The 25,554-nt window shown below is 41.1% G+C and carries 19 protein-coding genes; 11 read left to right on the top strand and 8 right to left on the bottom strand.

Annotation, left to right across the window (positions count from 1 at the left end):
- Positions 1-243: 243 nt before the first annotated feature.
- Positions 244-1,380 (bottom strand): plasmid pRiA4b ORF-3 family protein, encoded by a 1,137-nt coding sequence (locus tag ABD985_RS12235; protein WP_345372131.1) that lies wholly within the window; start codon positions 1,378-1,380, stop codon positions 244-246.
- A 136-nt stretch (positions 1,381-1,516) separates the two neighbouring features.
- On the opposite strand from ABD985_RS12235, the gene ABD985_RS12230 reads away from it, so the two are divergent.
- A complete protein-coding gene (locus ABD985_RS12230; RefSeq protein ID WP_345372129.1) occupies positions 1,517-3,079 on the top strand; it encodes a DUF3843 family protein in 1,563 nt (520 codons plus the stop codon).
- A 185-nt stretch (positions 3,080-3,264) separates the two neighbouring features.
- Here ABD985_RS12230 and ABD985_RS12225 read toward each other — a convergent pair whose 3' ends face one another.
- Entirely contained in the window at positions 3,265-3,522 is a 258-nt protein-coding gene (locus ABD985_RS12225; protein ID WP_345372127.1) for a hypothetical protein, read from the bottom strand.
- Between the two features lie 56 nt (positions 3,523-3,578).
- Between ABD985_RS12225 and ABD985_RS12220 the strand changes: the two genes are divergently transcribed.
- The gene (locus tag ABD985_RS12220; protein WP_345372125.1) at positions 3,579-4,259 is read left to right on the top strand and encodes an RNA-guided endonuclease InsQ/TnpB family protein; all 681 of its coding nucleotides are present in this window, start codon (positions 3,579-3,581) and stop codon (positions 4,257-4,259) included.
- Positions 4,260-4,278: 19 nt separating this feature from the next.
- On the opposite strand, the gene ABD985_RS12215 is transcribed toward ABD985_RS12220, so the two are convergent.
- Positions 4,279-4,524 carry an SWIM zinc finger family protein gene (locus ABD985_RS12215; protein WP_345372123.1) on the bottom strand — a complete coding sequence of 82 codons (246 nt, stop codon included), beginning with the start codon at positions 4,522-4,524 and terminating at the stop codon, positions 4,279-4,281.
- 176 nt (positions 4,525-4,700) lie between these two features.
- Here ABD985_RS12215 and ABD985_RS12210 point away from each other — a divergent pair, with 176 nt between their 5' ends.
- The 5 genes from ABD985_RS12210 (at position 4,701) to ABD985_RS12190 (ending at position 13,338) form a co-directional block, all read left to right on the top strand.
- Positions 4,701-6,284, top strand: coding sequence for a DUF1186 domain-containing protein (locus ABD985_RS12210; protein WP_345372121.1), 1,584 nt, complete (start codon positions 4,701-4,703; stop codon positions 6,282-6,284).
- Positions 6,285-6,535: 251 nt separating this feature from the next.
- Complete coding sequence (locus tag ABD985_RS12205; RefSeq protein WP_345372119.1) at positions 6,536-7,975, top strand: DUF3375 domain-containing protein; 1,440 nt, start codon at positions 6,536-6,538, stop codon at positions 7,973-7,975.
- 5 nt (positions 7,976-7,980) lie between these two features.
- Positions 7,981-8,562, top strand: a complete 582-nt coding sequence (locus tag ABD985_RS12200; protein WP_345372117.1) for a DUF4194 domain-containing protein — start codon at positions 7,981-7,983, stop codon at positions 8,560-8,562.
- Positions 8,543-11,935, top strand: a complete 3,393-nt coding sequence (locus tag ABD985_RS12195) for an ATP-binding protein (protein ID WP_345372115.1) — start codon at positions 8,543-8,545, stop codon at positions 11,933-11,935. Before ABD985_RS12200 ends, ABD985_RS12195 begins: the two co-directional genes overlap by 20 nt.
- Before the next feature lie 203 nt (positions 11,936-12,138).
- Positions 12,139-13,338, top strand: coding sequence for a Wadjet anti-phage system protein JetD domain-containing protein (locus ABD985_RS12190; protein ID WP_345372113.1), 1,200 nt, complete (start codon positions 12,139-12,141; stop codon positions 13,336-13,338).
- A gap of 147 nt (positions 13,339-13,485) precedes the next feature.
- On the opposite strand, the gene ABD985_RS12185 is transcribed toward ABD985_RS12190, so the two are convergent.
- Both ABD985_RS12185 and mnmE read right to left on the bottom strand, forming a co-directional pair.
- Entirely contained in the window at positions 13,486-14,061 is a 576-nt protein-coding gene (locus ABD985_RS12185; RefSeq protein WP_345372112.1) for a hypothetical protein, read from the bottom strand.
- 146 nt (positions 14,062-14,207) lie between these two features.
- Entirely contained in the window at positions 14,208-15,599 is a 1,392-nt protein-coding gene (gene mnmE / locus ABD985_RS12180) for a tRNA uridine-5-carboxymethylaminomethyl(34) synthesis GTPase MnmE (protein ID WP_345372110.1), read from the bottom strand.
- 312 nt (positions 15,600-15,911) lie between these two features.
- On the opposite strand from mnmE, the gene ABD985_RS12175 reads away from it, so the two are divergent.
- The 4 genes from ABD985_RS12175 to ABD985_RS12160 all read left to right on the top strand — a co-directional run bounded on the left by ABD985_RS12175 (position 15,912) and on the right by ABD985_RS12160 (position 22,078).
- Positions 15,912-16,646: a hypothetical protein gene (locus tag ABD985_RS12175; protein WP_345372108.1), complete on the top strand. Its 735-nt coding sequence runs from the start codon at positions 15,912-15,914 to the stop codon at positions 16,644-16,646.
- Positions 16,647-17,314: 668 nt separating this feature from the next.
- Positions 17,315-17,899, top strand: a complete 585-nt coding sequence (locus tag ABD985_RS12170; RefSeq protein ID WP_345372107.1) for a DUF420 domain-containing protein — start codon at positions 17,315-17,317, stop codon at positions 17,897-17,899.
- A gap of 18 nt (positions 17,900-17,917) precedes the next feature.
- Positions 17,918-18,193 (top strand): hypothetical protein, encoded by a 276-nt coding sequence (locus ABD985_RS12165; protein ID WP_345372105.1) that lies wholly within the window; start codon positions 17,918-17,920, stop codon positions 18,191-18,193.
- A gap of 129 nt (positions 18,194-18,322) precedes the next feature.
- Entirely contained in the window at positions 18,323-22,078 is a 3,756-nt protein-coding gene (locus tag ABD985_RS12160) for a sensor histidine kinase (RefSeq protein ID WP_345372103.1), read from the top strand.
- A 194-nt stretch (positions 22,079-22,272) separates the two neighbouring features.
- Here the strand turns inward: ABD985_RS12160 and ABD985_RS12155 are convergent, their stop codons facing one another.
- The 3 genes from ABD985_RS12155 to rsmA form a co-directional block, all read right to left on the bottom strand.
- Positions 22,273-22,764 carry a lecithin retinol acyltransferase family protein gene (locus ABD985_RS12155; RefSeq protein ID WP_345372101.1) on the bottom strand — a complete coding sequence of 164 codons (492 nt, stop codon included), beginning with the start codon at positions 22,762-22,764 and terminating at the stop codon, positions 22,273-22,275.
- Between the two features lie 400 nt (positions 22,765-23,164).
- Complete coding sequence (gene dprA / locus ABD985_RS12150; RefSeq protein WP_345372099.1) at positions 23,165-24,271, bottom strand: DNA-processing protein DprA; 1,107 nt, start codon at positions 24,269-24,271, stop codon at positions 23,165-23,167.
- 182 nt (positions 24,272-24,453) lie between these two features.
- Positions 24,454-25,242, bottom strand: coding sequence for a 16S rRNA (adenine(1518)-N(6)/adenine(1519)-N(6))-dimethyltransferase RsmA (gene rsmA, locus ABD985_RS12145; RefSeq protein ID WP_345372097.1), 789 nt, complete (start codon positions 25,240-25,242; stop codon positions 24,454-24,456).
- Positions 25,243-25,554: the final 312 nt, after the last annotated feature.

The following is a 25,554-nucleotide window of genomic DNA, read 5'->3' as shown; positions in this document are numbered from 1 at the left end:
TGTTGCGTGGTAGGTCTGTACTCTTAAAGCATATTATCTTACTTGATTTTTTAGAGGAATTATCCTCATTTTTGATTATAGAGTGCTCTTGGATTAGCACAGTACGCATTATGCTTGATTGATGTAGTAAACCACTTAGTCCAAGAGCAATTCCTTACTCGTACCTCGTTTGGAATTTAACTCTTGAACCAGTTAGTTCAGTGAGGGGCGTAGGGTTGAGTCCATTACATGGCGTAAGCTATCTCAACGAGAGCGTGATAGCCTCTTATTTACCTCCTTAAGGGAAAACTCTTCAGGATCAAAACGCTTCCCAAACCATTCGATCTCATCCTCACTTAAATGCTTGAGTCCTTTCTTTTGTCTTTTTACGTAGTCATTATAGTAATAAATCCCTCCACAGTCTTCTGGTGGGCAGGCCCTTTTTCCCTCTGTACATTCAGCAATTTTTTTGATTGCTCCCTCGGTGCTGCCTACCAACAAAATTTCATGATCCCAATTATCGCCAAAGTCGTAGGTATAGTAGAGTTTATCGCCTTTGTTTGTCAGGTAGTCTTTAATATCGATCTCATCTGCTTCGCTCTCTGGTTCGTCTTCCCAGAAAGGGTTTCCCCCTTGGGTAATTTCGACACTACGCTTTCCTTTCTTATATTCAAAACTATAGAGGTGACTACGGTCCCACCCCATCACAATTTGAATAATATCATGCAATCGTTCTAGAGAAATATCATTATTGACTTTGACAGTACGGTAAATGGAGGGACTACTTCCCACCAATGTGATTTTAAGATCCAATACTGCAGGGAGCACTTCAGGAAGTTCTACCGGAATTTCGCTCAACTGATTGTTCAATAGCTCCTTTTTATACTTATCGGTCAAGGACAAAAGGTCATCATTCTCTTCTATTGTAGCCCAAGAGGTCTTTTCTTGTCGTTGTAGGATATAGGTCTTACCCTTCTTAAGAAGTCTACCTACAATTTCATATTGAGCATATTGTACGATGCTATCGGATAGTTCGCTCATTTGTCTGTTCGTAGAGAATTGAATCCATTCAAAAGTAGACATCATAGGGTGATAAAAACCTATAAAATCCGTATCCCTACTGATCTGAAGTAAGCTTTTCTTACCTTTTTTTAAAATAGATTCGATAGTTTTAAGCTCTTCTACAGTAAAAGTATAAGTTGGTTGCTTACGTACTTTGACTACTGCCGTCTCAGGATTCTCAAAAAACTCATATCCCTCCGGCATCTCAGTAAGCATATTCTTAACTTCCTCTTTCTTGACCTTAGTGGTTGCGTAGTAAGTGATCTTACCGGTTTTGGTGGTAGACTGTCGGATATAGGACGTCTTTCCCTTTCGGTTGGTATAGGTAATGGCTGACATGGTTTAATTTCTAGTTGAATACAAGATTGATTGCTGAACGATTGAAATAGGTATTTAATCCAAAAGTATATAAAAATTAGAAGAGGAGAGAAGATATTAAGTAAGATCTATTTACTTGGGGAAAAAAATATTAAGTATGAGACCAAAAATTAAAGCTGCCAAAATCTATATCAAGCAATGGGTGATACTGAAGCCCTACCAAAATCATGCACCTACGGATAACTATTACCTGGCGTTAAGCAATCAGATCCGAGCGGCAATACGAGAGACAGAAATGGACCGGGAAATATTGCGGTTTATGGAGGAAGAAACACTAGGGGAGTTATGTTGTTTTATAGCATCCTATTTAGAGGACCTTGTTTCCGAGACCAATATTTGGAATACGTTTGTGCAGTTGCACTACAAGGCCTACGGAAAATATTTACCCTTTTACGATACGGCTAAATACGATGTTGGAGAGATTAATCTACAGGATATACAGTTTCTGATTTGGTATTTTATGCAGGCGATCAATGAAGAGGTGGTTTTTGTCCCGACCAACCTTTATATGACAGCTGTTGCACATAAGATCATGGGCGTTTTGGAGGAGGCTTGGGAATATGCACCTGAAAACGAGTTGCTGAAAAATACCTATGCGATTGAGCCGGATGAGAAAGATTTTTATAAGGCAAGGCATCTAATGGATATTTTGTTGCTCAAAACCTATCTTTTTTACCCAGATACGGCCGCAAAATTTCAATTGGAGTTGCTTGATTTAGTACAAGAAAATCAAGATGATACGAATGTCATCGGAAAGATGAATGAGCTGAGAACCGGGTTTGTACATAAGACAAGGACCAGGTTAATGGGATTAAATGGGCAAGAGTGGGCAGCAGCTTTGATGGGAGATGAGTCACCATTGAGTAAAGCATTTCAGGAGATGTCTCCAAGAGTTTTTGGTTTTTTCTATTATAAAGGGCAGGATGAGACCTCGGTTTTTCTGGAGCATATTGCTACCGAAAGAAAGGTGAATTTAACCAAAAAATCTTTTGACCATTATGGCGATTTATCCAAAAAGGATACCGTGATTATGATTGGTATGGCTGCGTGGAGAGGGGAATGGTGGTTTTCTGGTGTCTGGGTGAATGATGTGGGCTCTCCATCCTTGATACAGGACGAAAAACAATCACTCAAGTCCAAGGCGCTCTTTAACTTTATGGAAGACCATTCGGTAGATGAGGGGATATTGAAGAAACAGGAAAAGCAATTTTTGAAGATCAATGGCAATAGTTTGATTGCTTTTCTAAAGGAGGGGCAGTTAAGTGAGTTTGTACAGGCATTTATGAAGGCGTCCGCTGAGGCAGAAGGTGTAGAGCCTAGACGAATACAGGTGCCAACCAAAGACCCTGAGAGTCCGGTAATTGTTTTTTTCAATCCAAAGAAAGGATTGGAGATGGTGAGTGGATGCTTAAGTGCTTTCCCGGATAAGGATAATCCTTTCTTCGATTTGGAGGAGTGTACAGACGATACGATCGAGCTATTGTTCACGCCTGATTTTTCCGTGGAGTTGGCTTATTATTGTGTGGAGAATTACCGTCATTTGATTCCATTTCTTAATGGGGAAGAAGGCGACTTATACGTAAATCATTTTGACTTTCTGATGCGTTTCTGGAAAGGGAACGATTATTTTGCAGCCCCTTATATCACTTATCAGACGTAATGTTGAGTCTATTATATGGTGTATTTTGTGAGCTGTTGAGAGGAGCTTCGCTCTGTTGAGAAAGTGCTGCAGTACTGCACTTTCTCAACGGCACGCAGAACACGCCATGTAATGGACTCAACTAACGGCGCAAGCCGTCTCAACGATAGTGGGAGAGCCTACGGTTTACGCGAAAAAACTCAGGATCATGATGAAATCCAAGGTAAACCTTTAAACTCATCCCGCATAGCAGGACGATTGCGGTAGGTTTCTAATAATTGTTTGCTTAGTTCTTTAGCGACCGTTTCTCCTCCTTGTAGTTTTGACATCGTTAGTAGGTATCTCACCAAAGAGGTATACGTACTTCTTCCGCCGGGGTGAGTAGCGATGTTTTCAATGGCGGCCTTATAGTAAGGAATTAAAGTAGCGTCGTGGGTTGGCGTAAGATGAGGAGTATACAACATCAGATGTATATTACGATAAAAGGAAAAGAAAGCCCTCGTGATTTTTTATTTCCATTATGTTTGAGCAAGAGTTATCCACCATCACTGTTTCGATCAGCGAGAACCAAGCGATTGGAATAGATTGGGGGGTAGCCCATTTTTTAACGCTTTCGAATGGAAGTAAAATAGCCAATCCTCGTTTATATCAGCAGTATCAATGTCAGTTGCGTGTAGCACAAAGAAGTTTGGCTCGTAAAAAGAAACGTTCTCAAAATTTCTATAAGCAAGCTAGAAAACTAGCCAAGCTACAAGCAAAGATTGCTCGTGTTCGCAATGATTTTCAGCATAAGGTGAGTACTGACCTTGTGCGTAGCTTTGATCTAATTGCGATTGAAAGTTTAAAAGTCAAGAATATGAGTAAATCGGCTAAAGGTGATACCGAACATCACGGCAAAAATGTCAAAGCTAAAAGTGGGTTGAATAGGGCAATCGTTGATACAGCGCCTTCCATGTTCTTTGATAAACTTTTCTATAAAGCTCAATGGCAAGGGAAAGCGTTCATCAAGGTAGACGCGAAATATACTTCTCAAAGGTGTCATTCTTGCGGATATCAGTCCAAAGAAAATAGAATCTCTCAGTCTAACTTTGAGTGTAAAAAGTGTGGACATACTGATAATGCGGATATAAACGCGGCTAAAAATATTCTAGCGAGGGCAATCGCTAGTAGTCGTAAACGTGGAGCGTTGGCTCGTGCGTAGGCTAAGAATCCCCCTTGCTTTAGCAGGGGGAGTTGTCAAAGGTAATGCCATCATAAGGACAACAGTCACAAAAGCTACTGCTGTAATTCCCATTAGCGTCTAAAACAAGCTCTACCTGATAGTTGTCGTAACTTCCTTCTATTTCAGCATACCAAATGTTATCTTGCCCCTTGTAAAGAGAGAGAATATGCTCGTCATTAAAATAAACTTTCCCTCTGTTGAGGATGGTGGGGGAAATATTTTTGATAAACTCTTTCAGTGTCATATTGCCGTTTGTGAATTGTGGTAAGTAGTACAGGGTCTTTTTTTAAAAATCATATTCTATTGAAATGGAGTAGTGTAGATCCTCGCCTTGTGGCGAGGGTTCACCAGCCAAAATAGAAAAGTCTATTTCTTATGAATAGACCCTGATAGTCTATTATAATGTCAAGGTATATAAAAATGTTAAAAAAGATTGCTCATCTGAAGGTCATGAATGACCCTAATATTGTAAATACAGTGGTCCCTATCCCTGAGGAGTTAAGGGTGCAATTGGACGACCTCTATGAAGAAGTTTCAAAAGGAAAGCAAACAGTAATCAATAAGTTGAATAGGCTTATTGAGGACTACCCCGAAGTTCCTATGCTTAAAAACTTTCTGTCAAAGACTTATTTTAATAGGGGTGATGTGACCAAGGCTTATGAGGTAACAGAGTGGATAGTGAGAGAACACCCTGACTATTTGCATGGAAAAGTTAATTTAGCCTCGATATATATGCAAGAAGAAAAGCTGGATAAGGTTCCTATGCTACTAGGAGAGGCCTTGGATCTACAAGAGCTATACCCTCAGCGGGATGTCTTTAACATTAATGAGGTATTGGTTTATTATAGCACAGTAGTACGTTATCTTTCCATTATAGGTGATTTGGAACAAGCAGAAGAGTGCTTGCAAATCTTAGAGGATACAGATGCAGAAAGTATGCAATATGAGCAAGCAAAAGACTGGTATGATCAAGCAGTGGTCAAGAGTAGTATGGAAATGATTCAACGTTGGAAAGAACAAGAGATTAATGTACGCATGAATCCTTTGCCGAAAAGTAGAAAACAGAAGCTGCCTAAGTTGAACCATGAAGAGTTATATATATTATATGAGGCAGGGTTAAGAGACTGGAAGCAGTTGAATATTCCAATGCTTTTGGAGCTGCCAAGAGAGACGTTGTCTGAAGACTTGTGTACAATCCTGCAGGATAGTATTGACCGTTACCTATATTTTAAAAGAAAAGTTGATAAGGAGGGATGGGATGATAAAAGTATTTCTTTTCCGGTACATGCCCTTATGCTAATGACTGAATTGGCTGATGAGGAAAATATTCCGATTATCTTTCAGTTTTATCGACAACATGAAGATGTGTTGGAGTTTTACTTAGGCGATTTGCTGACAGAAGTCTCATGGCATACGGTATATTGGATAGGAAATCAACATTTACAGAAACTGAAAGCGTTTGTTTGTGAGCCAGGTGTTTATCGATATGCCAAGTCAATGGTTTGCGAGTCGATGATACAGCGCTCGTATCATGAAAAAGAGCAAAAAAAGGCAATTGCTCAGCACTTTGAGGAGATTGTTCAATTTTTCAATAAGGCTACGTTGGATGATAATGTGATAGATAGTAGCTTTTTAGGAAGCTTAGCGGTGGATGTAATGTCTATAGGAAGTCTTTCCTTATTTGAACAGATGAAGCCTCTTTTCGATAAGGGATACGTAGATATCCAAGTTTGCGGCTCTTATAAGTCTTGCCAAAGGGATATAAAAAATGGTATATCTTTCCAAAAATATGCGATCAAAGGGGTGGAAGATGCTTACCAAGATTTTTATGGTAGTAGTAAGTCCTTTGAAGAGGTACAAAAAATATTACAGCAGCATTACTATGGAGAGACAGCTATCAAAAAAGAGAAATCTATAGAATCGGTTCATAAGGTAGGAAGAAATGATCCTTGCCCCTGTGGAAGTGGGAAGAAGTACAAAAAGTGTTGCATGAATAAGACATAAGTTGTTGAGGCGGCTTGTGCCGCTGGTTGAGTCCATTACATGGCGTGTTCTGCGTGCCGTTGAGTAGCCCTTCGGGCTGTTGAGAAAGTGCAGTACTGCAAAACCTCAACGGAGCGAAGCTCCTCTCAACGGCACGCAGTGCCACTCAACCAGCGGCGCAAGCCGCCTCAACAAAACGAGAGAAGAAAACGTACCTCCCTTACGTTCTAAACTCCTATTTTTACCCTACCAACATTTCTAAGCAATAAATGATGAACTACTCCACTTTATCTTTTTACGCAGAGCACAATGTCACCTTACGCTTGTTGAGAAGTAACAATATGCCGATGGTAGCCAGTTTTCTTTTTAAGGCTTTCAAAGAAGCGGGAGAATTACAGTTGCCAGAAAGTCAGGCGGTGGAGTTGTTGGCCAACCACCTGATGGACCTCAATCAGGGGCAAGAGAAACCTCTTTTTCCTAAGAAAGAAATTGATTACCTGAAAGATTGGACCGAAGCGAGTTATTTGTCCCATTACTATATTAGTTATGAGCAGGAGCCGGTATACGAGCTGACGCCAGCGGCAGAACGAGCCTTGCAATGGTTAGAAGGATTGGAGCAAAAGGCATTTGTAGGAACGGAGTCGCGCTTGACCATGATCCTGGATATGTTGGAAGAACTGTCGACTCGAAATACGGAAAATCCTCAGAAGCGGTTGGCCTTGTTGGAGCAGCAGCAAGCGGCACTGCAACAGGAGATGGAAGCTATACGGGAAGGGGCTACGCTCAAGATGGATGAGACCAAGGTAAGGGAACGCTTCTTTGAGGTGGACGATGCCATCAAGCGTCTATTGTATGACTTTAAGGAGGTAGAAGCTAATTTCAAGGGGTTGTATGAAACGACCCGGGAGAAAATTGTCAATAGCCAGCAGGCCAAGGGGGCCGTACTGGACGATATCTTCGAGGAGCACGACTTTATTTATCACTCTGATCAGGGCAAGAGCTTTCAGGCGTTCTGGGGATTGTTGATGTCCCATCAGAAGATGGAACAACTGCAGCACCATATTCACGAAATTGTAGACCTGCCTGCTTTACAGGAACTGGAAGATAAGCTGAAACCTCTTATGCGTTTCCATCGACTATTGTTTCGGGCAGGGGAGCGGGTACATAAGAATAACTCCCTCTTGTTTGAGCAAGTGAAACGCTACATTGAAGATCAGTCTTTGCTGGAGAATAAGCGTATAGGCCAATTGATCCGTGAGGTAGAGCAACAAGTATTACTCTCCAAGGAAAACCCTCCTGAAGAAAAAGCATTTTTTCACTTAACGATGGATAAGGCGATGGTTAATAGTGCGATGGAGCGGAAACTCTGGCAACCGAAGGAAGTGGCAAAAATCAATGCCGACGCCCTTCTGAAACCACCCAAGCCTGTGGATGTATCCAATTTGTTTGATCCTTCGGCAGTAGATGAGGAGGTATTGAGACATAGGATAAGGCAGGCGCTACAACAGGTACCTCAGGCTTCCTTAAAAGAAATTCTTTCAAAATACCCCGTAGAAAAAGGATTGACGGAAGTGCTGACCTATTTTCAAATCGGGACGACCATGACCACTGCAACGGTACTGGAAGCAGAAAAAGAAGAGATTCTGGTAGAAAATAAGGAAAGCGGGGAGCGCTACCTGATTGAGTTGCCTGCATTGATATTTAACCGATAACGCATATGAAAGACAAGATGAATACCGCCTATTCGGCAGCTTTAATCCATTTGCTGAAAGGGACAATATATCAGGAAAATGAGAAGCTATGGCTGACGGTTCTGGACCATCGGAATACGATGAGTAAGTACTTCAGACAAATTGGGCTGCAGTTGTTTGTGGATGAGCAACACGGATATGCTTTTCTAAAAGAAGAACAACTGGAGGAGGAAGAGGAGCAATCATCGGCTTTACCCCCTTTACTGGAGCGTAGAGCATTGACCTATAACACGACCTTACTATTGGTCTTGCTTAGAAAAAGATTATTGGATGAGGAACAAAGGGATATTCTCAGTATGCCGGTGATCTCGGAGGAGGAGATTGTAACGGAGATGAGTGGGTATATGCCGAGCAGACAGGATGAAACCAAGCTTCGGAAGCAAGTGATTACAGCCATCAATGCGGTCGATAAGTTGGGATTCCTGAAGGAGGTCAAAGGCTACCAAAAGACGTATGGTATACAGCGTATATTAAAGGCGAAAATCACGGCAGCAGAAATCGTAGAACTACTGGAAAAACTCAAAGCACATGGCGGACATGACGAATAATGACAAATCAATAGAGCGTGTCAAGGGGACAAGGCTGCAGTATATTGAGGTGCTGAACTGGGGAACATTCAACCAGCGAATTTACCGTATCGCCCAAAATAGAAATAATACCCTTTTGACCGGGAACATTGGAGCGGGTAAATCTACCTTGGTGGATGCCATTACCATGCTGTTGGTGCCTTACCAAAAGATTGTATTTAATAAGGCTGCAGGAGCTGAGCGACAGGAACGAACGCTCAAAACCTATGTAGAAGGACATTATGGTCGGGTGCAAGGTGATGAGGTAGAAAAAGCCAAGGCACAGGCTTTCCGAAGTGAGGCACCTTTTACGGTTTTGTTGGCGGTGTTTGCTGATGAGCAACGAGCATATACGGTAGCGCAGGTATTCTGGAAAGTCGGACAGGAGGTGAAAAGGCGTTATGTTGTGGCGGAGAAGGCGCTGACGATCCGTGAGCATTTTCAGGATTTTGGAGAGCAATTGGGCAACTTGTGGAGGCGCTTGGGAAAGCTGGAAGAGGTACAGACATTTCAGTCTTTCTCAGAATATCAATTGGCTTTTCGTAAGCTTTTGTCGATTCGTACATCTCATGTACTGGATCTTTTCTATCAGACGGTCTCTATGAAGTCTGTAGGCAACCTGACCGCATTTGTGCGTGAGCAAATGCTGGAGGGAGCGGGGATAGCATCTCAAATAGAGGAGCTGATCAAGAACTATGAAAACCTGCAACGGGCACATCAGCAAGTGGAAAACGCCCGAAAACAACTCCAATTACTATTGCCGGTAGAGGAACAGGGAACGCAATATTTACAGCTGGTGGAGGAGCAGTTACAGCTCGATCAGCTCATGGACTATATTGATGCTTTTTTTGCCCGACAGATTATTGAGAAAGCACAGAAAGCGTTGGCAGAAGTGGAAGAGCAACTGGAGGAACAGCAAACACGTTTGAGGACTTTAGAAGGGCAAATTGAGAGTACTGACCAGCAAAGGGATCAAATCAAGGCGGCCATTATGCAAAATGGAGGGCAGCGCTTGGCAGAAATCAGACAGGAGCTGGACAAGTTGGAAAAAGAGCGGATCCGAACCGCCAAAGAACTGGAGAAATACCTGATCTTATCCAATGGAGTATTGGAACAGGACTTCGCACAGATCAATGAGTCTACTTTTGTGCAAAACAAGATACGGGCAGGGCAACGTAAGGAGTTGCAACAAGAGGAACTGCAACAGCTGGAGCAGCAATTAATGGAACTGCAGGCACAGCAGCGAGAAGAGCAGCAACAGTTGAATACGGAAAGCCGGGAGCTGGATTCTTTGTTAAAGCGACCGACCCTGATCCCGGATAAAATGCTTCGTTTGCGTAAACGGATTGCTGAAAAGCTAGCCCTTCGGGAAGAGGAGCTTCCTTTTATTGGGGAACTGATCAAGGTAAAGGAGGAAGAGGTGGATTGGAGAGGTAGTCTGGAGCGCTTGCTGAGAAGTTTTGGACAAAGTATGATTGTGCCGGAACGTTTGTACAAGCAGGTAAGCAAAACCATCAATGCGACCCACCTGCAAGGGAAGTTGGTTTATTATAAAGTAGAGGAGTTTTACAAGCTTCCGATAGGGGTACAGTCGGTGCATCCATATGCGGTGATCGATAAGTTGGAAATCAAGCGGGAGGATAACCCTTATGCTGATTGGATTGAACATCAATTGATCCGCTCCTATGATTATCAATGTGCGGCAAATATGGAGGAGTTTTATCGGGCGACTCATGCGATTACCACTCAAGGAAGTATTAAGAGGGGAAATAGTATGCACGAAAAGGATGATCGTACGCAGATTGATGATGTCCGTAACTATATCCTGGGATGGTCCAATAAAGAAAAGATTGCACTGATTCAACAGCATGTAGAGCAACTGAAGAAGAACCTGCAACAGCTGCAAAACCGAGCGGATAAATTACAGCAGAAAAAGAGGGACCTTGCGAATAATATTCGTGGGCTAGAGAACTTGCTACAGTTCTTTGGGGATTATACAGCGATTGATCTACAGCCTATCAACCATCAACAGCAGCAACTCAAAAAAGAACAGGAACACCTTTCTGCCCATACCGATAAGCTTAAGGCATTAGAAGAGCAACTACAGCAAGTCAACCAAGCCTTAAAAGAACTTAGAGTGCAGCAAACAGCTACTTCTCAAACCCTTGGAGGACTACAAACGGCTCGACAGCAGCATATCGCAAAGGAACAGGAGCAACAAGGTATTCTGGAGCGAGTTCGTGAGCAAGATCGAGAGAAATACTTTCCTTTGCTGCAAAACCAAGTATCCAAACTACAGAAGAAACAAGAGGGAGAGGTGCGTCCTTATGATGTACGGTTGTTATTGGGAGAAATGGGCAAAACCAATCGAAATCGTCAACGTACCTTGATGAGTCAGGTCGTTGGAGCCATGAATCAGATCAGTGGCGCTTATCCGGAGCTGGTGGCAGAGATGGACGTGAGCATTGAGTCCATTCCCGATTTTATTGGTATCAAAAAACAAATCGAGAAGGATGATTTGCCAAGGCATGAGACCCGTTTCCGCAAGGAACTCAAAGAAAAAACCATACAGGGATTAACGCTTTTCAATACCCATCTGGGAGACCGAGAGGGAAAAATAAAGGAACGTATTGGGGATATTAATCAATCTCTAAGTGGTATTGTCTATGATAAGGGAGCCAATACCTATATCTCCCTGAACACAGAGAGAAACCCTGACGCAGAGATTAGGGACTTTATGCGACAGCTGAAGGATTGTCTAAGTGGTATTGTGGGGACACAGGAGGAAAACTTCAACGAGGAACGCTTCAAAAAGGTAAAGGCTATTATTGATCGTTTCAAAAGCGAGGAAAGCAAAGACAAACGATGGACTGCAAAAGTAACGGACGTTCGGAACTGGTACCATTTTTCAGCATCTGAAAAGTATATTGCAGACCATGTTGAAAAAGAACGGTATGAGGATTCTGCCGGTAAGTCAGGAGGACAAAAGGAAAAGTTGGCCTATACCATCTTGGCTTCAGCACTAGCCTATCAGTATGGATTGAACACACAAGAGGAGCAGGCGCAGAGCTTCCGCTTCATTGTGATTGACGAGGCCTTCGGAAAAGGCTCCAATGAAAGTACCAAGTATGCCCTGGAGCTTTTCCAGCAATTGGGGCTACAATTGTTGATCGTTACCCCCCTACAGAAGATCAGCGTAATTGAAAACTATATTGACGGCGTGCATTTTGTCTCCAAAATGGGTGATGAGTCAGTCGTTAGGGATATGACAAAAAAGGAATACATAGAAGAAAAACAGGCGGCAGAGAAAAGCTATTTGGAGAAAATAGGTGGAAAAATTATCAATGGACGATAAGGTATATGGACACAGGTCATAGTGTCATTAGGTTTGAATAAGTGACTCATAATACCAATCTGCTTTGTTGAATCGTTGAATCGTTGATTCGAGTTGATTTGTTGTATGAGTACATATATATACATCAATCAACAGTTCAACTCGAATCAACGGTTCAACGATTCAACAAAGCCATTTTCTAGTACGCTATCTATGAATACAATATGAATAATTTTTTACCCACAATCCCCACAATTACATCATGGCTCCATAAAGAATGGAACAAAAAACGAATCTTCCAGGCTTATCTTTCAGATGAACTGCAAGCGATTTTTCCTTTGGTGATGCGCTATAAAAAGATCAGTAGCAAAGCTTTAAGCCAGAACTTGCCAACGATTCAAAAAGAGATGCAGGAACTGATGGACAAGAGCAAGATACAAAAGGGAAAGGGGTATACCCTCCATATTGCTCCGGTCAATAATGTACAGGTAGGGGAGCAGTTTCTTCCCCAGCAAATCACGATCGATACGCTGGAGGACCTACTTTTCCTGATCAAAAAAGAAAAAGAGTGGAAGACTTTTACCTCAATAACTTCTCTGTTATTGCAGTCCTATCCTCAATTGAAAGACTGGATCAGTCATTCTCCCCATACCTTGATAGAAGAAACCGCATGGGAGGGAATCCTGAAGGTACTTGATTACTTTATGAACGAGAGTGTTCCTTATCGTTATTACCTTCGTGAGCTTCCTATTGCGGTAGATACCAAGTTTATTGAAAACCATAAGGGCGTGCTGAAAAGCTTATTGGATTTTCTGTTGCCAGAAGAAGCCATAGATGCTAACGCTACAGATTTTGCCCCCCGATACCGTTGCTTGTATAGTGAGCCCCTGATCAGAGTCCGTATCCTGGACAAGCAGTTGATAGCACAATTTAGTGCCTTTGGAGTCAGCGATTTTAGTATTCCCTTAGGAGAATTCAATCGTTTAGACTTTCCTTGTACTACCGTTTATATTATAGAAAATAAAGCCAGCCTCAAGAATATCGAGAACTTTTTAACACTCCCAAGTCAACAGGGAGCGATAGCCATTTTTGGAAAAGGATTCGGAGTAGGCGCACTCAAAAATGCCCACTGGCTACAGGATAAAAAGCTCTATTACTGGGGCGATATTGATCAGGCAGGGTTTGAGATATTGAATAGGGTACGTGCCTATTTTCCCACGCTTACTTCCATTTGTATGGATCGGGCGACCTTTGAGGCGCACGAAGAGGCGCAAGTCACTGCTCCACGACAGCCTTACAAGCAACTACAGTATTTAACGGAAGAAGAGACATTGTTTTATGAATACCTAAGTGCCAAAGAAAGAGAGAATCGTTTGGAGCAGGAAAAGGTAAGGCAACAGTGGTTGTTAGGGAGGTTGGGGTAAGTAATTTTGTTGAGTTTATTATATGGCGTACTCTTCGTGTAGTTAAGACTGACGGGTACTGGTCTCAGACTACAGTCTGAGACCTATAGCAGTTTGATGCTACGCTTTTATTATTTCACATAGACTATAGCGTACCAACTCATAGCACTACGATATTTTATTACCCCCTTTTACCAATTGATGTACCCATTCCATTCCCGGCTTATACCAGTCTTCTTTTTTCCACCACTCCTTCCCATACAGCGCTTCATACCGTTCGACCTTCCCCTCACGAAATAGCCGAAGCAATGGATACATATCCACCTCAAAGCTTTTGTAGTCCGTTGCTTCCAGTTCACTACACTGGTATCGATGAATATGCATATAGATTTTTAACCATTCAAATAGCTGTTTTAGATTAAAATCTTCTTGTACATACATAAAAGGTTTGTCCAGTAAGATGGTCTCATTATCCTTATTAAGGATAGTTTTCTCGATAAGGTATTCTTTGTTGCTGATTTTATGGAGTATAGCTTCGATACGTACCTGCTCAGCTTGTCGTGCCCTTTGCATCTTTTGGATGCGCTGTAATTGCTTTACAGATACTATATTGAAATCAATAATTCCTGCGGTAAAGATTCTGTCATCATCTTCCCATACGGGACGTAACAAAAGTGACTGTATACCTGTCGTGTCATTCTTTTTCCATATCTGATTGTTCTGGATGTGGTATATCCATTTCATAGGTTCACTGTTTTTTAGTGGGGAGAGGATTAAACAGTGGAGAAGGTAGGAGGGGAGAGTGCAGTTTTATGGCAGTGGAGGGAGAATGTGAAAACCCTTGAAAATACTTATTTTCAAGGGTTTATGATTAATAGTGTTTTGTGCATTTATTTGCCAATGCAAAACTTACTAAAGATATTCGCAAGTAGATCGTCTGTTGTCACTTCTCCCGTAATCTCACCTAAATGATGCAGACAAGTACGGATATCCAGTGCCAGGAAGTCTCCCGTAATATTATTATTTAGCCCTTGCAGTACTTCATCCAGGGATTGCTGGGTTTCGTACAGGCTTTGGTAGTGGCGGGCATTGGTTACGACCGTATTTCCGGTGCGGAACTCATCTGCCTTGACCAGGTGAAGGGCTTTTTCTTTTAGCTCCTCAATACCATCTTTCTGTCCAGCTGAGATTTCGATTAGGTCTTTTTGGTAAACCGAAAAGGCAGCGTCCAGTTTCTGTCCTTCTACCAGATCGAGTTTGTTGGCCACAAGAATATAGGGAGTGCCAATTTTTCTCAACTCATCTACTTCTGCACGAACTTCCTCAAAGTCGGTATTGGCGGCATCAAACAGATAGAGGATAAGACTAGCCTCTTTCATTTTTTGGTAAGAGCGTTCTACGCCTATAGCTTCAACCTTGTCTTCAGTATGGCGAAGTCCGGCGGTGTCAATAAATCGGAAAGTAATTCCTCCGATATTGATCTCATCTTCGATAAAGTCACGGGTAGTTCCGGCAATCTCGGATACGATGGCTTTCTCCTCGTTTAATAAGGCGTTCAATAGTGTTGACTTACCAGCGTTTGGTTTTCCGGCAATAACGGTAGGAACACCATTTTTGATGACGTTACCTAGCGCAAAAGAATCCACCAATGCCTTGATGACTTTTTGTAGGTCGTAGATTAACGCTTTCAGGTCATCACGATCTGCAAATTCTACATCCTCTTCTCCAAAGTCTAACTCCAGTTCGATAAGGGAAGCAAAATGAATTAGCTTTTCTCTCAGCATCTTAATCTCGCTGGAGAATCCCCCTCTCATCTGGTTCATGGCCGCATCGTGGCTAGCGTCAGAATCGGAAGCGATGAGGTCGGCTACGGCTTCTGCTTGTGCCAGGTCAAGTTTGCCATTCATAAAGGCACGCTTGGTAAACTCTCCCGCTTTGGCGTAGCGAACACCTTTCTCAGAGAAGAGTTTCAGGATCTTTTGTACAATATATTCAGAACCGTGACAAGAGATCTCTACGGTGTTTTCTCCAGTATAAGAATGGGGTCCCTTGAATACGGTGACCAATACTTCGTCTACAATGTTGTTGTCGTCATCTCTCAGCGTACCAAAATGGGCCGTATGTCCCTTTTGCTTTTCCAGATCTTTTCCCTTGAAAACCTGATTAGTGATCGCAATGGCATCCGTGCCAGATACTCTGAGTACGTGAATGGCAGCTTTGCCCGGAGCCGTAGCCAAGGCAATGATGCTTTCTCCACTATTTAATACTTCGTCTAGTCTCATGGTGATTTATGATTTCCTCTTTCGTCCTTTTCACGTAAAGGGTATCCGCAAAGGTAATAAGAATTTTTAATGAAGGATTTTCAATTATCAATTATCAATGTTAGCTTCTTAACAACCAATCATACCCCATTATTAAAAATTAAAAATTGATCATTGAAAATTATCACCCTCTGTCAATTGCTATACTGCAAAATGTTTAGCAACCCATTCACAGAATTATTACTACCTTCTCTTTGTTTTGTTAACAAGTGAAAATTAAATAATTTATAAGGATAAGACAATTTTCTCATTAAGCACTGTTTTTTTAGAAGTATGGAGGTAAGTCGTAAAGAGCAATGGCAGTTACTGAAAGGTTCTCCTTATGTGAGGTGGGGAGGGATATCCCTATTGTTGAGTATCATATTTTTTATCATTCTGTTATGTTCCTCTCACAATCGTGATGCATTAAGACTTCGTTGCTTCCCTTCTAGTATTATGACAGCAACAGTTGATGTTGTTTATCCGATAGCCTATAAGGATGGATGGGGGTATGGATATAGCTACTATTTTTTTGATGCTGAAAATCAACCCATACAAGGAGTTTATGAAGCTACCGCGATGCCAATATGGGAAGAAGGGAGCCTGTTGGCAGTGAAGTACCTTTCCGGAGATCCTTCCATTAATATGGTCATTAATGCGCAAGACAATAGAGTGAACTTGTCTTGGGGACAGTGGGCCCTGCTATGCGCTATACTGGGTTGGAGTATTATAGGGTTAGGGTATTGGAAGGTACAGCGATTAAGGGTTTTGCTTTCATTAGAACACTATACGTATGCCAATTTATTTGATGCTTTTGAGTCAGAACCTTTGTTTAAATCCATGTTAAGGCATTTTGAGGTCCATTTTGAGTATCAGATAAATGGAGAGTTCTACTGTAGGAAATATGAGATGAAGAGCTTGCATGCGCCCAAAGAGGGGGAGCGACAGTTGGTGTTTTATCATCCAGATAATCCTCAGTTTGCGGTTTTACTGGCAGAGTTGCCGGAAAGCTTGAGGGAGAATTTTTAATGAAGGATTATCAATGTTAGCTTCTTAACAGCCAATCATAATCCATTATTAAAAATTAAAAATTGATCATTGAAAATTAAAAAAGGCTATAAAACAACAAAACAGGCATCCATCGAACACCTGTTTTAGTAACCCAAAAACTAACTATTTCTCATTGCTATGATTTACGTTTGCTGCTTTTGTCTTTTACATATCAAATCAAATGCCATACTTTGAAAAGGGAGACTTTTTTTATTGACGATGATTGTTTTTTAATATTTTTTAAGAATATGAAGTAAGAAAAAGTAGGGGCGACTCCATGTGGTCGCCCGCCGCTAGTTGTAACGTCCACGTTACGACCTCAACATAAATTGAGCGTCCTCGCTCAATGAATAAGTAATTGACAACAAAAATACTCCCACTACAGTTAATTGAGCAGACGATAGATAATTGTTCTGAAATAAATACAAGAGCTATAAAGACTTATAGATAAAAGAAATAGGCTATTTCCAAGATTTCTTTGGATAGGATCTAGTCGATGATTAATTTTGAACAGTGAACAGTGAACAGTGAACAGTGAACAGTGAACAGTGAACAGTGAACAGTGAACAGTGAACAGTGATTATAATGGGAACTACTCATTAAAAATTGATCATTAATAATTGAAAATTGATAATTAAAAATTGGCAATGGAGTCAACATTAGAGAAAAAAGAGCGTTTGTCGATGTGGGTGATCGGAGTACTTTCCGTAGCGATCCCTGTGGTGGTGGCAATTTTATTATTTATGCCTAAAGAAAATGCGGAGATTGGTGGTTTTGCGATATTGCCTCATTTGAATGCATTGATTAATACGGGTAGTGCGGTTTGCTTGATTGCAGGATTCATTGCGATTAAGAAAGGGCAGAAGGATTGGCATCAGACCTTTATGGTATCTGCTTTTATTCTGGGATCTCTCTTCTTGGTATCTTATGTGTTATTTCACTTCTTTGGACCACAAACCAAATATGGAGACCTTAATGGCGATTTATTGGTAAGCGCAGAGGAGTTGGCTGCTTTGGCAATTCCTAGAGGAGTGTACTTGGTGATCTTATTATCTCATATTCTATTATCGGCTTCAGTGGTACCATTAGTGTTGTTGGCGATGTATTATGCATGGACAAGCAATTGGCCAAAACATAAGAAAATTGTGAAGTGGACATGGCCAATTTGGACGTATGTAGCAATCTCAGGAGTAGTGGTTTACTTGATGATTAGTCCATTTTATCAGTTCTAACCAAAAAAACGATAAGCAATGAAATACAAGGCCTTACAATTTCTACTTTTCCTTTGTTTGACATTGGGAAGTGTACAGCAAGCAGCAGCACAATGTGCGATGTGTAGAGCGACAGTGGAAAATAATATTAGTTCAGGAGGTAGTTCTGTAGGGGCGGGACTGAATTCGGGTATCCTTTACCTGATGTCTATTCCTTATATCCTTATTGCAGTGGTAGCATTTATGTGGTATAGGAGCAGTCGTAAGAATATGTTATACAGAGAGAAAATTAACCAAGCCCTGGGACGTGTCTAAATAAAGGTTTTCTTAATTTTTTTATATAAAATTCATTTAATAGCCAAAAAAGATGTCTATCAATCTTTCTTTGGCTATTTTTGTATGGTTTTTGCCCTTGAATATCCTTATAAATCAATCGAGTAGAGGATGATATATCGTATACTGCAGAAGTCATATCTATCAGTCGCTTTAGCCATCTTTTTTCTGTTGGCAGCTTTTCTGACGGATAAATTGATTCAGCAAGAAAATAATCATGAGGAGTTTGCCGCTCAGGTGCAGCGTAACTTGCACGACGTATCGGATAAGATGCGCGACGGCATTTTGGATGTTAAGCAAAGTATTAAGCGTGAAGGACAGGTGAATTTTACGGCCCTTTTGGAAGATACGTCTTCGGAAGGGTATGGTATATCTTATTACGTATTTAATAACAACGAACAAATTGTATTCTGGTCCGATCATAATGTCAATGTACGTTATGAGGATATCAAAGGATATTATCTGGAAAGATGTATCCGTATAGGGAGTGCCCTTTATTTAGTGAGGAAATCCAGCTTTCGACATTATGACGATGCGTATGATATTGTCGCATTGCTACCGTTGTTTTATGATTTCCAGGTGAATAACCTTTACCTACCTAAAGGGCCCCATCCAAGAATTTTTCTTTCCAGTAAAGATGTAGGGATCACAGTACTGTCGGAAGAGGCTGAGGGATATCCTATTCTGACAAAGACACGGAAATACCTTTTTACCCTGACAATGGATAAGGGGACTTATTTCAATCGCTTCCTCAATTGGACGGTAATGCTTCTGAGCCTGACAGGGTTTGCATTGTTGATTTGGGAGTTGATCAAGCTAGGCTTGCACCTTACCCGAAATAAGCATTACTGGAGGACGTTTTTAGGGCTATTTATGCTTTTAGCCCTTTTGAAGTTTAGTTTTTCCTGGTGGGACTGGCCTTATGAACAAATGCACTTAGAGGTGTTTAAGCCTGCTAAATGGAGCTTGCTTTCCATGAGTTCTACAGCTGCAGGTACAGTGTTGAATCAGTTATTCTTATTGGTACTTATCATCTACGTTTCCCGTAGTTTTAATTATCTGATTCCTGTTCGAAAGGTGATGCTTCTAAGCTCTGTACAGAAGCAGGTCTTGGGAGGAACTCTAGTGTTTTCGACTTTTGCAGTAGCCTATTATTTGGCCTATATACAACTAGACTTTTTCAAGCAGTCAGGACTTACTTTTTCAGTATATGACAGTATTCTGGATAACTCCCTTTACATATTGGGAATAAGCCTGTTATTGATCAATGTGGCTATTTATTATTGGGTTTGCCATTTGGCGTCCAAGCTGATGCTAAAGACTTTGCCGTTGGCGTCTATCATGGTGACCCTTGGAGTAGGAACCCTTATTTACTTTATTTTCCTATTACTTTTTCAGGAAAGTACGAGTATGGTGGTCTTTAATATTAATGCGATTTACTTTGCGGGGATCACGTTTTTGGGTTTACCTAAGCGGATTGTTTTTGGAGATTATACGATCTTCTTCTATATCTTGAGTTGTGCTGCGGCCTTTGCGATGATGGGGACGTATACTTGTTATGAGTATAAGCAAACAGAGTATATCAATGCGATGCGTGATTTTGCTTCTGAGCTGCAAGATAATGAAGAGATGATCGGGTTTCGACTAGAAGAGGCAGTAGAAGAAATTCGTAACGATAGAAACTTACCTAAGTATTTTATTGAACAGAATGTCGGCAACTGGGAGAGGGATCGCTTGATGGAGAAGCTATTTTTCAATAAGTATTTTGAAAAATATGACATTAGTGTCTCTTTCTATAATAGTCTGAAATTGCCGATAGGTGGAGGAGTAGAGCCTTTACAGAAAGAGGTACAGCCTTTTATGAACTCTCAGGCAGAGCGAATCAGGAACTATATTTTTGCCAAGCACGATCAGGTGTCAGGGAATAAGAGTTATATCTGTGTGGTTCCTGTATATGAGCGAGGAGAGCCTAGGGAAGTAGGATATGTATTGGTGAAGTTGAAGGCTAAGCGTTTTAGTTATGGAAATGCCCACCATTTCTTCCTGAAGAATGGAAAAATAAGTGCATGGCAAAAGGAGTTTAGCTATGCAATTTACTTTCGTAGGGAATTGGTGTATAGTTTTGGAGAATACAACTATGCCAATGCGCTCTTGGAGACTTTTCGTTATGATGATAACCCACATTTGTTGAGGTTACAGTTAAAGCATGACGGATATAACCATATCCGTAAACCGGATGGCATCGACAAGCATATCATTGTATCGGTACCCGATCAGCCGTTGAGTACGCTATATGCTGATTTTTCTTTCCTGTTCTTGTTGTTGATGTTCGTGTTCTTGACGACCTACACACTAAACAACTACATGAGTAAGCCTAAAGAGTATGAGGTGAACTTCTCTACGAAGATACAGCTATACCTGAATGTCGCTTTCTTTATGCCAATTATTGTTGTGGGTATTGTGGTTGTAACCGTAATGAGCTCTCAAAACAGTGAGGAGCAACGAAACATTTACTATGATAAGGCGCAAAGCGTAGCCACGTCTTTGCAGGAAGATGTATTGAAATATCATCAAGGAGAGATCTCTAAACGAGACCTGGAGAATAAGATCTATGATATTTCAGGGGTGGTACAGTCAGATATTCATTTCTTCGATGAAGAAGGGTTTTTGGTGGGAAGTAGCGATGATTATCTTTTTGAGATTTCCTTACTCTCCAAGACGATACATCCAGAGGCATATGCGGGGATTAAGGAATCCAAGAGAGATAAGATTATGCTCTCGGAACACGTAGGAGCATTAAGTTATAATACGGTATATATTGGAATCAAAGAGTATAAGGGAGGAAAAGTACTAGGGTTCTTTAGTATCCCATTCTTTCGATCTGCCTATAAATTAGACCGACAGGTACTAGAGGTGCTATCCACCGTACTTCAGGTGTTTACAGTGGTGTTATTGCTTTTATTGCCATTCCTTTTCTTGGTGTCCATGTCACTATTGAAGCCATTGAAATTGATTCGTGCGAAGATCAGTAATGTATCCTTGAATCATAGCAACGAGATTGTGGATTATCATGTAAGGGATGAGTTTGGTTTGTTGATTGGCGCCTATAACCAAATGTTGGCCAATCTGGAAGAAAGTAAAAAAGCGTTAGCACAGACCGAAAAAGAATCGGCCTGGAGGGATATGGCACAGCAGGTAGCGCATGAGATCAAAAACCCATTGACCCCAATGCGATTGACGTTGCAACAGTTACAAAGGGTATTGAGCGGTCAGGAAGATCACCGTGTTGAACGCTCCTTGAATATGATGCTTAATCAGGTAGATACATTAGCTGATATAGCGACGTCCTTCTCTACATATGCATCGATGCCATTGCCGAAGGAAGAAGAGTTTGATGTGGCTAAAGTATTGCGACAAACAGCTATTCTGTTTAAATCCAAGAATGAGGCAGAAATCGTAGAGAATATTCCGGATGGCGCTTATTATGTAAGGGGAGATAAACAGCTGATGGGACGTATTTTCTCTAACTTGGTGATCAATGGTATTCAGGCTGTGGATGAAGGAGGACAACCACGAATAGCATTATCTCTAAGAGTCAATATGGCAGGGAAAGTACAAATAGAAGTAAGTGATAATGGGGGAGGTATTCCAGAAGATATTCAGCAAAAAGTCTTTACGCCTAAGTTTACCACAAAATCTACAGGGTCAGGTATTGGATTGGCGATCTCTAAAAGAGGGGTAGAGCACTCAGGAGGTAGTATCTGGTTTGAAACAGAGGAAGGAGTAGGAACTTCCTTCTTTGTAGAAATGGAGTTGTTGAAGTTGGGAGATATTGACTTTAGGAAGTCAGTGATAAATAATAATTAAGAATGAAGCATGAAGAATGAAGAATTTTTCATTCTCCATTAAACATAAAACTGGTCGTAGGTTTCACCTACGACCCAACAGCGTTTTGGAGGCTCCAGCCTCCAGTCCAGATCAAGATGTAATGAATGTGCAAAGCATAATTTACCTATGTGGTATAGCGTTATGCACGAGAATAGGGGATTCCAGGTAAGTACTTAAACTTTTTCAGGAGCCAACAAACTGCGTAAGAAGTGATTGTTTTTAGTTGGAACAGGAGCTATTTTTTGATTGGAGGCTACTTTTCCTAAATATGCAGTGGCCGCATAGCCTGCAGCACCTATAACGAAGGTACTGATCGTGAGTAATACACCCGCAATAGTAACTTGTTCACTACTATGGGCACCAGTGATAGCCCAGGATGCAAAGTGTTCACAGTTGTTTCCCCATAGGGTATACCCATCTTCCCCCAATCGGCTAAGGGCTCTTTCCACCGTTTCATGCTCAGAGAACTTACGGTCTTCGTATACTTTAATGTTGACTTCAGCACCTAGGGTAAATTCATCTAGGGTAATGATTTCTACTGGCCCGATTTCCCATGCTTCAGAAAATCCTGCATAATGAATGATCTTACCATTGCCTAGTCCAATGCCGTGGTGTGTGTATACTCCTTTACTGATAAAGATGTGCTGTCCGTAGTAATGATCCATAGGTGAATAGGGTTTAAAAACTGACCATTGTGTAGAATCTAATAGATATTTGCTGGAAATACAATAACAAATATTGTCAAATTCTTCTTTAACAAAGTATAAATTATAAACGAAAAAGAAAGGGATTTGGTTATAAGGGAATTGTTAAGGTGGAGACAATGCTTTGTCTTCATGGACTATAGTTACATGACTAGTGGTCTAAACGCTAAGTTTTCTGATAGAAATAAAGGGACTACTTCCAAATGGATAAAGGAGGAAGGAAGAAGGATAAAGGTATAGGAGTCTCTGGATAATAATCCTTCCTCCTTCAACTGTTTGAAAGTAGCTCTCAGTTATAAGTTTACTTAGCAATCACTAGTCAATGATGCTGGATAAGCACACCTCTACTCTATTTTTATCATTATTTAAGGATGTATCTTTTCCCAGGTAGTGTCTGTAAAATACCGTTAAACTCTAGTTGAAGAAGTGCATTAGATAACTGTCCGGGAGTGAGTTCAGTACATGAAAGCAACTCATCCATATGCATACTTTTTTGAGATAAGTGTTGATGGATTAACGCTTCTTCTGGAGATAGTTCTATGAATAATTTCTTTTGAATAGCTTGTGGAGGCCCCTCTTGCCAGTTCATTAAGGTGCAAAGTTCCTGAGCAGAAGTAATCAAGTGGGCTTGATGCTGTTGGATCAGTTGGTGGCACCCTTGACTGTTATCTGCATGTATGTTTCCAGGTACAGCAGCAACCTCTACGTTATATTGATTGGCGAAGCTTGCCGTAATCAATGCTCCTCCTTTATTCTTAGCTTGCACGACGAGTACGATATCACTCATTCCGGCAATGATACGGTTTCGGGCTGGAAACTTACTGGCATCGGGAGTCGTACCAAGTGGATTTTCTGAAAGTAGACAACCAGAGGTATTGACCATCTGTATAGCTGTATTCTTGTGAACGGAGGGGTAGATGATATCTAGCCCATTGGCCATTACGCCTACAGTAGGAATATTTTGCTTGATCGCTTCTCTATGTGCCATAATATCAATGCCGTAAGCCATTCCGCTGACCACTATAAGCTTTTCAAGTTGCCGAAGCTCTTCCAGAAATTCTTGAATAATCCTTGCTCCGTATTGATCTGCAGCTCGGGTGCCGACAATACTAATGACTTTGTGAACATTGAGATCTGTCTCTCCTCTTTGGTAAAGCAGTATAGGCGCATCAGCCAATCGTCTGAGCCGGGAAGGGTAGTCTTTGTCTGTATAGAATAAAATACTGATATTTTTTTCGGTGCAAGCTTGAACTTCCTTTTCGGCTCTTCTTAAAACGTCATATCGTTCTTGTATAATACTTTGTGATAGCTTGGGGCCTATGCAGGAGGTTTTTATAAGTTCTTGTGAAGAGGCCTCTAGCACTTTTTTAGGAGAACCAAAGGTGCTGATTAATTGTCGGCCAAGTTTACCACCGATGCCGGAGAGCATACTTAAAGCGACTTGATAGGTGAGATCACAATGTGCCATAGTAATGAAAATAGATCGTTTATTAAGTGTATCGTTGATAATCTATTTTCAGAGGATAATGAGCAAGGCAGAGGGGGGATTGTTAACAAATTTATCCCTTATCGGTTATCGCTTCGTCCGTATACTGTTAATGAAAACAATAAACCATAAGCGATAACCTGAAAAGCGATAAACTATAACCATTATTGCTGCTTCATGACAGCTTCAATATCTTGCGTTAGTTTAATAAACGCTTCTACATCTAACTGTTCTGCTCTTTTTCCAAAGATCTCTTGTGCAGTAAACTCAGCGGGTAGGCCCATTGGTTTTAGTGCATTTCTTAGCGTTTTTCTTCGGTTACCAAAACCAGTTTTGATGACACGCTTGAATAGTTTCTCATCACAAGGGACCTGTTTTCGGTCATTTCTCTTTAAGGAAATTACTGCGGAATCAACCTTTGGAGGAGGATCAAATACATGTGGAGGTACCGTGAACAGATACTCAATATCATAATAGGCTTGCAGTAGAATACTTAGAATGCCATTGGTTTTCTTTCCCGCAGGAGAGGCAATGCGTTCTGCAACTTCCTTTTGAATCATGCCGACTACTTCGGTCACTTGATCTCTGTTCTCATAAACTTTAAAGAAGATCTGAGATGAAATATTATAAGGGAAGTTCCCAATAATACCCAAAGGGGTTGGAGCAACTTTGGCAAGATGTAATTGCAAGAAGTCTCCTTCTATAATTTGTTCTGGTGCAAGTCCAACGATATTTTTTAAGTATTGTACAGACTCCGTATCAATTTCGACTACAGTGGTCTTAAAAGCTTCTTTATGGATAAGCTTATCTGTAAGTACTCCTGTTCCCGGTCCTATCTCTAGAATAGTATCATAACCACCGTGAAGACTCATCGCATCAACGATATCGTGGGCGATCTGCTGGTCGGTAAGGAAGTGCTGTCCTAAATGCTTCTTCGGTTTAACGTAAGCCATAATAATTTAAGGTAAAAGGTAATAAGTAAAAGGTAAAAGAGGCCTTTGTGGGTGCAAAGGTACAAAAAATGCGCTGCAGGTAAGGAGTACTTTAGGATCTTTTCGTTTTATCCTTTTGCATTGGGTTAGATCGATGACGTGTGATTATAACTCAGTGATGATAGAGCACAGATCCAGAGGGCTACATGGAGTTGAATTGGGCGACCCCATATGGTTGCCCCTACCTTTTACCTATTCCCTATTATCTTTTACCTTCTTTTCATTATATTCGTTTATTCAAGGATTCTGTATTATGAAGGGAATATTTGTAAA

This window comes from Algivirga pacifica (genome assembly GCF_039543525.1).
In the GTDB taxonomy this organism is placed as follows: Bacteria; Bacteroidota; Bacteroidia; order Cytophagales; family Flammeovirgaceae; genus Algivirga; species Algivirga pacifica.
The sequence above is the reverse complement of the archived record's forward strand: the minus strand, read 5'-3'. Positions and strand labels throughout refer to the sequence as shown.

Coding starts and splice junctions, on each gene's coding strand:
- ABD985_RS12165 (WP_345372105.1), top strand. CDS start 17,918: ATGAAATACAAGGCCTTACAATTTCTACTTTTCCTTTGTTTGACATTG.
- ABD985_RS12185 (WP_345372112.1), bottom strand. CDS start 14,061: ATGAAATGGATATACCACATCCAGAACAATCAGATATGGAAAAAGAAT.
- rsmA (WP_345372097.1), bottom strand. CDS start 25,242: ATGGCTTACGTTAAACCGAAGAAGCATTTAGGACAGCACTTCCTTACC.
- ABD985_RS12175 (WP_345372108.1), top strand. CDS start 15,912: ATGGAGGTAAGTCGTAAAGAGCAATGGCAGTTACTGAAAGGTTCTCCT.
- mnmE (WP_345372110.1), bottom strand. CDS start 15,599: ATGAGACTAGACGAAGTATTAAATAGTGGAGAAAGCATCATTGCCTTG.
- ABD985_RS12155 (WP_345372101.1), bottom strand. CDS start 22,764: ATGGATCATTACTACGGACAGCACATCTTTATCAGTAAAGGAGTATAC.
- ABD985_RS12235 (WP_345372131.1), bottom strand. CDS start 1,380: ATGTCAGCCATTACCTATACCAACCGAAAGGGAAAGACGTCCTATATC.
- ABD985_RS12195 (WP_345372115.1), top strand. CDS start 8,543: ATGGCGGACATGACGAATAATGACAAATCAATAGAGCGTGTCAAGGGG.
- ABD985_RS12225 (WP_345372127.1), bottom strand. CDS start 3,522: ATGTTGTATACTCCTCATCTTACGCCAACCCACGACGCTACTTTAATT.
- ABD985_RS12170 (WP_345372107.1), top strand. CDS start 17,315: ATGGAGTCAACATTAGAGAAAAAAGAGCGTTTGTCGATGTGGGTGATC.
- ABD985_RS12205 (WP_345372119.1), top strand. CDS start 6,536: ATGAACTACTCCACTTTATCTTTTTACGCAGAGCACAATGTCACCTTA.
- ABD985_RS12220 (WP_345372125.1), top strand. CDS start 3,579: ATGTTTGAGCAAGAGTTATCCACCATCACTGTTTCGATCAGCGAGAAC.
- ABD985_RS12215 (WP_345372123.1), bottom strand. CDS start 4,524: ATGACACTGAAAGAGTTTATCAAAAATATTTCCCCCACCATCCTCAAC.
- ABD985_RS12200 (WP_345372117.1), top strand. CDS start 7,981: ATGAAAGACAAGATGAATACCGCCTATTCGGCAGCTTTAATCCATTTG.
- dprA (WP_345372099.1), bottom strand. CDS start 24,271: ATGGCACATTGTGATCTCACCTATCAAGTCGCTTTAAGTATGCTCTCC.
- ABD985_RS12230 (WP_345372129.1), top strand. CDS start 1,517: ATGAGACCAAAAATTAAAGCTGCCAAAATCTATATCAAGCAATGGGTG.
- ABD985_RS12190 (WP_345372113.1), top strand. CDS start 12,139: ATGAATAATTTTTTACCCACAATCCCCACAATTACATCATGGCTCCAT.
- ABD985_RS12210 (WP_345372121.1), top strand. CDS start 4,701: ATGTTAAAAAAGATTGCTCATCTGAAGGTCATGAATGACCCTAATATT.
- ABD985_RS12160 (WP_345372103.1), top strand. CDS start 18,323: ATGATATATCGTATACTGCAGAAGTCATATCTATCAGTCGCTTTAGCC.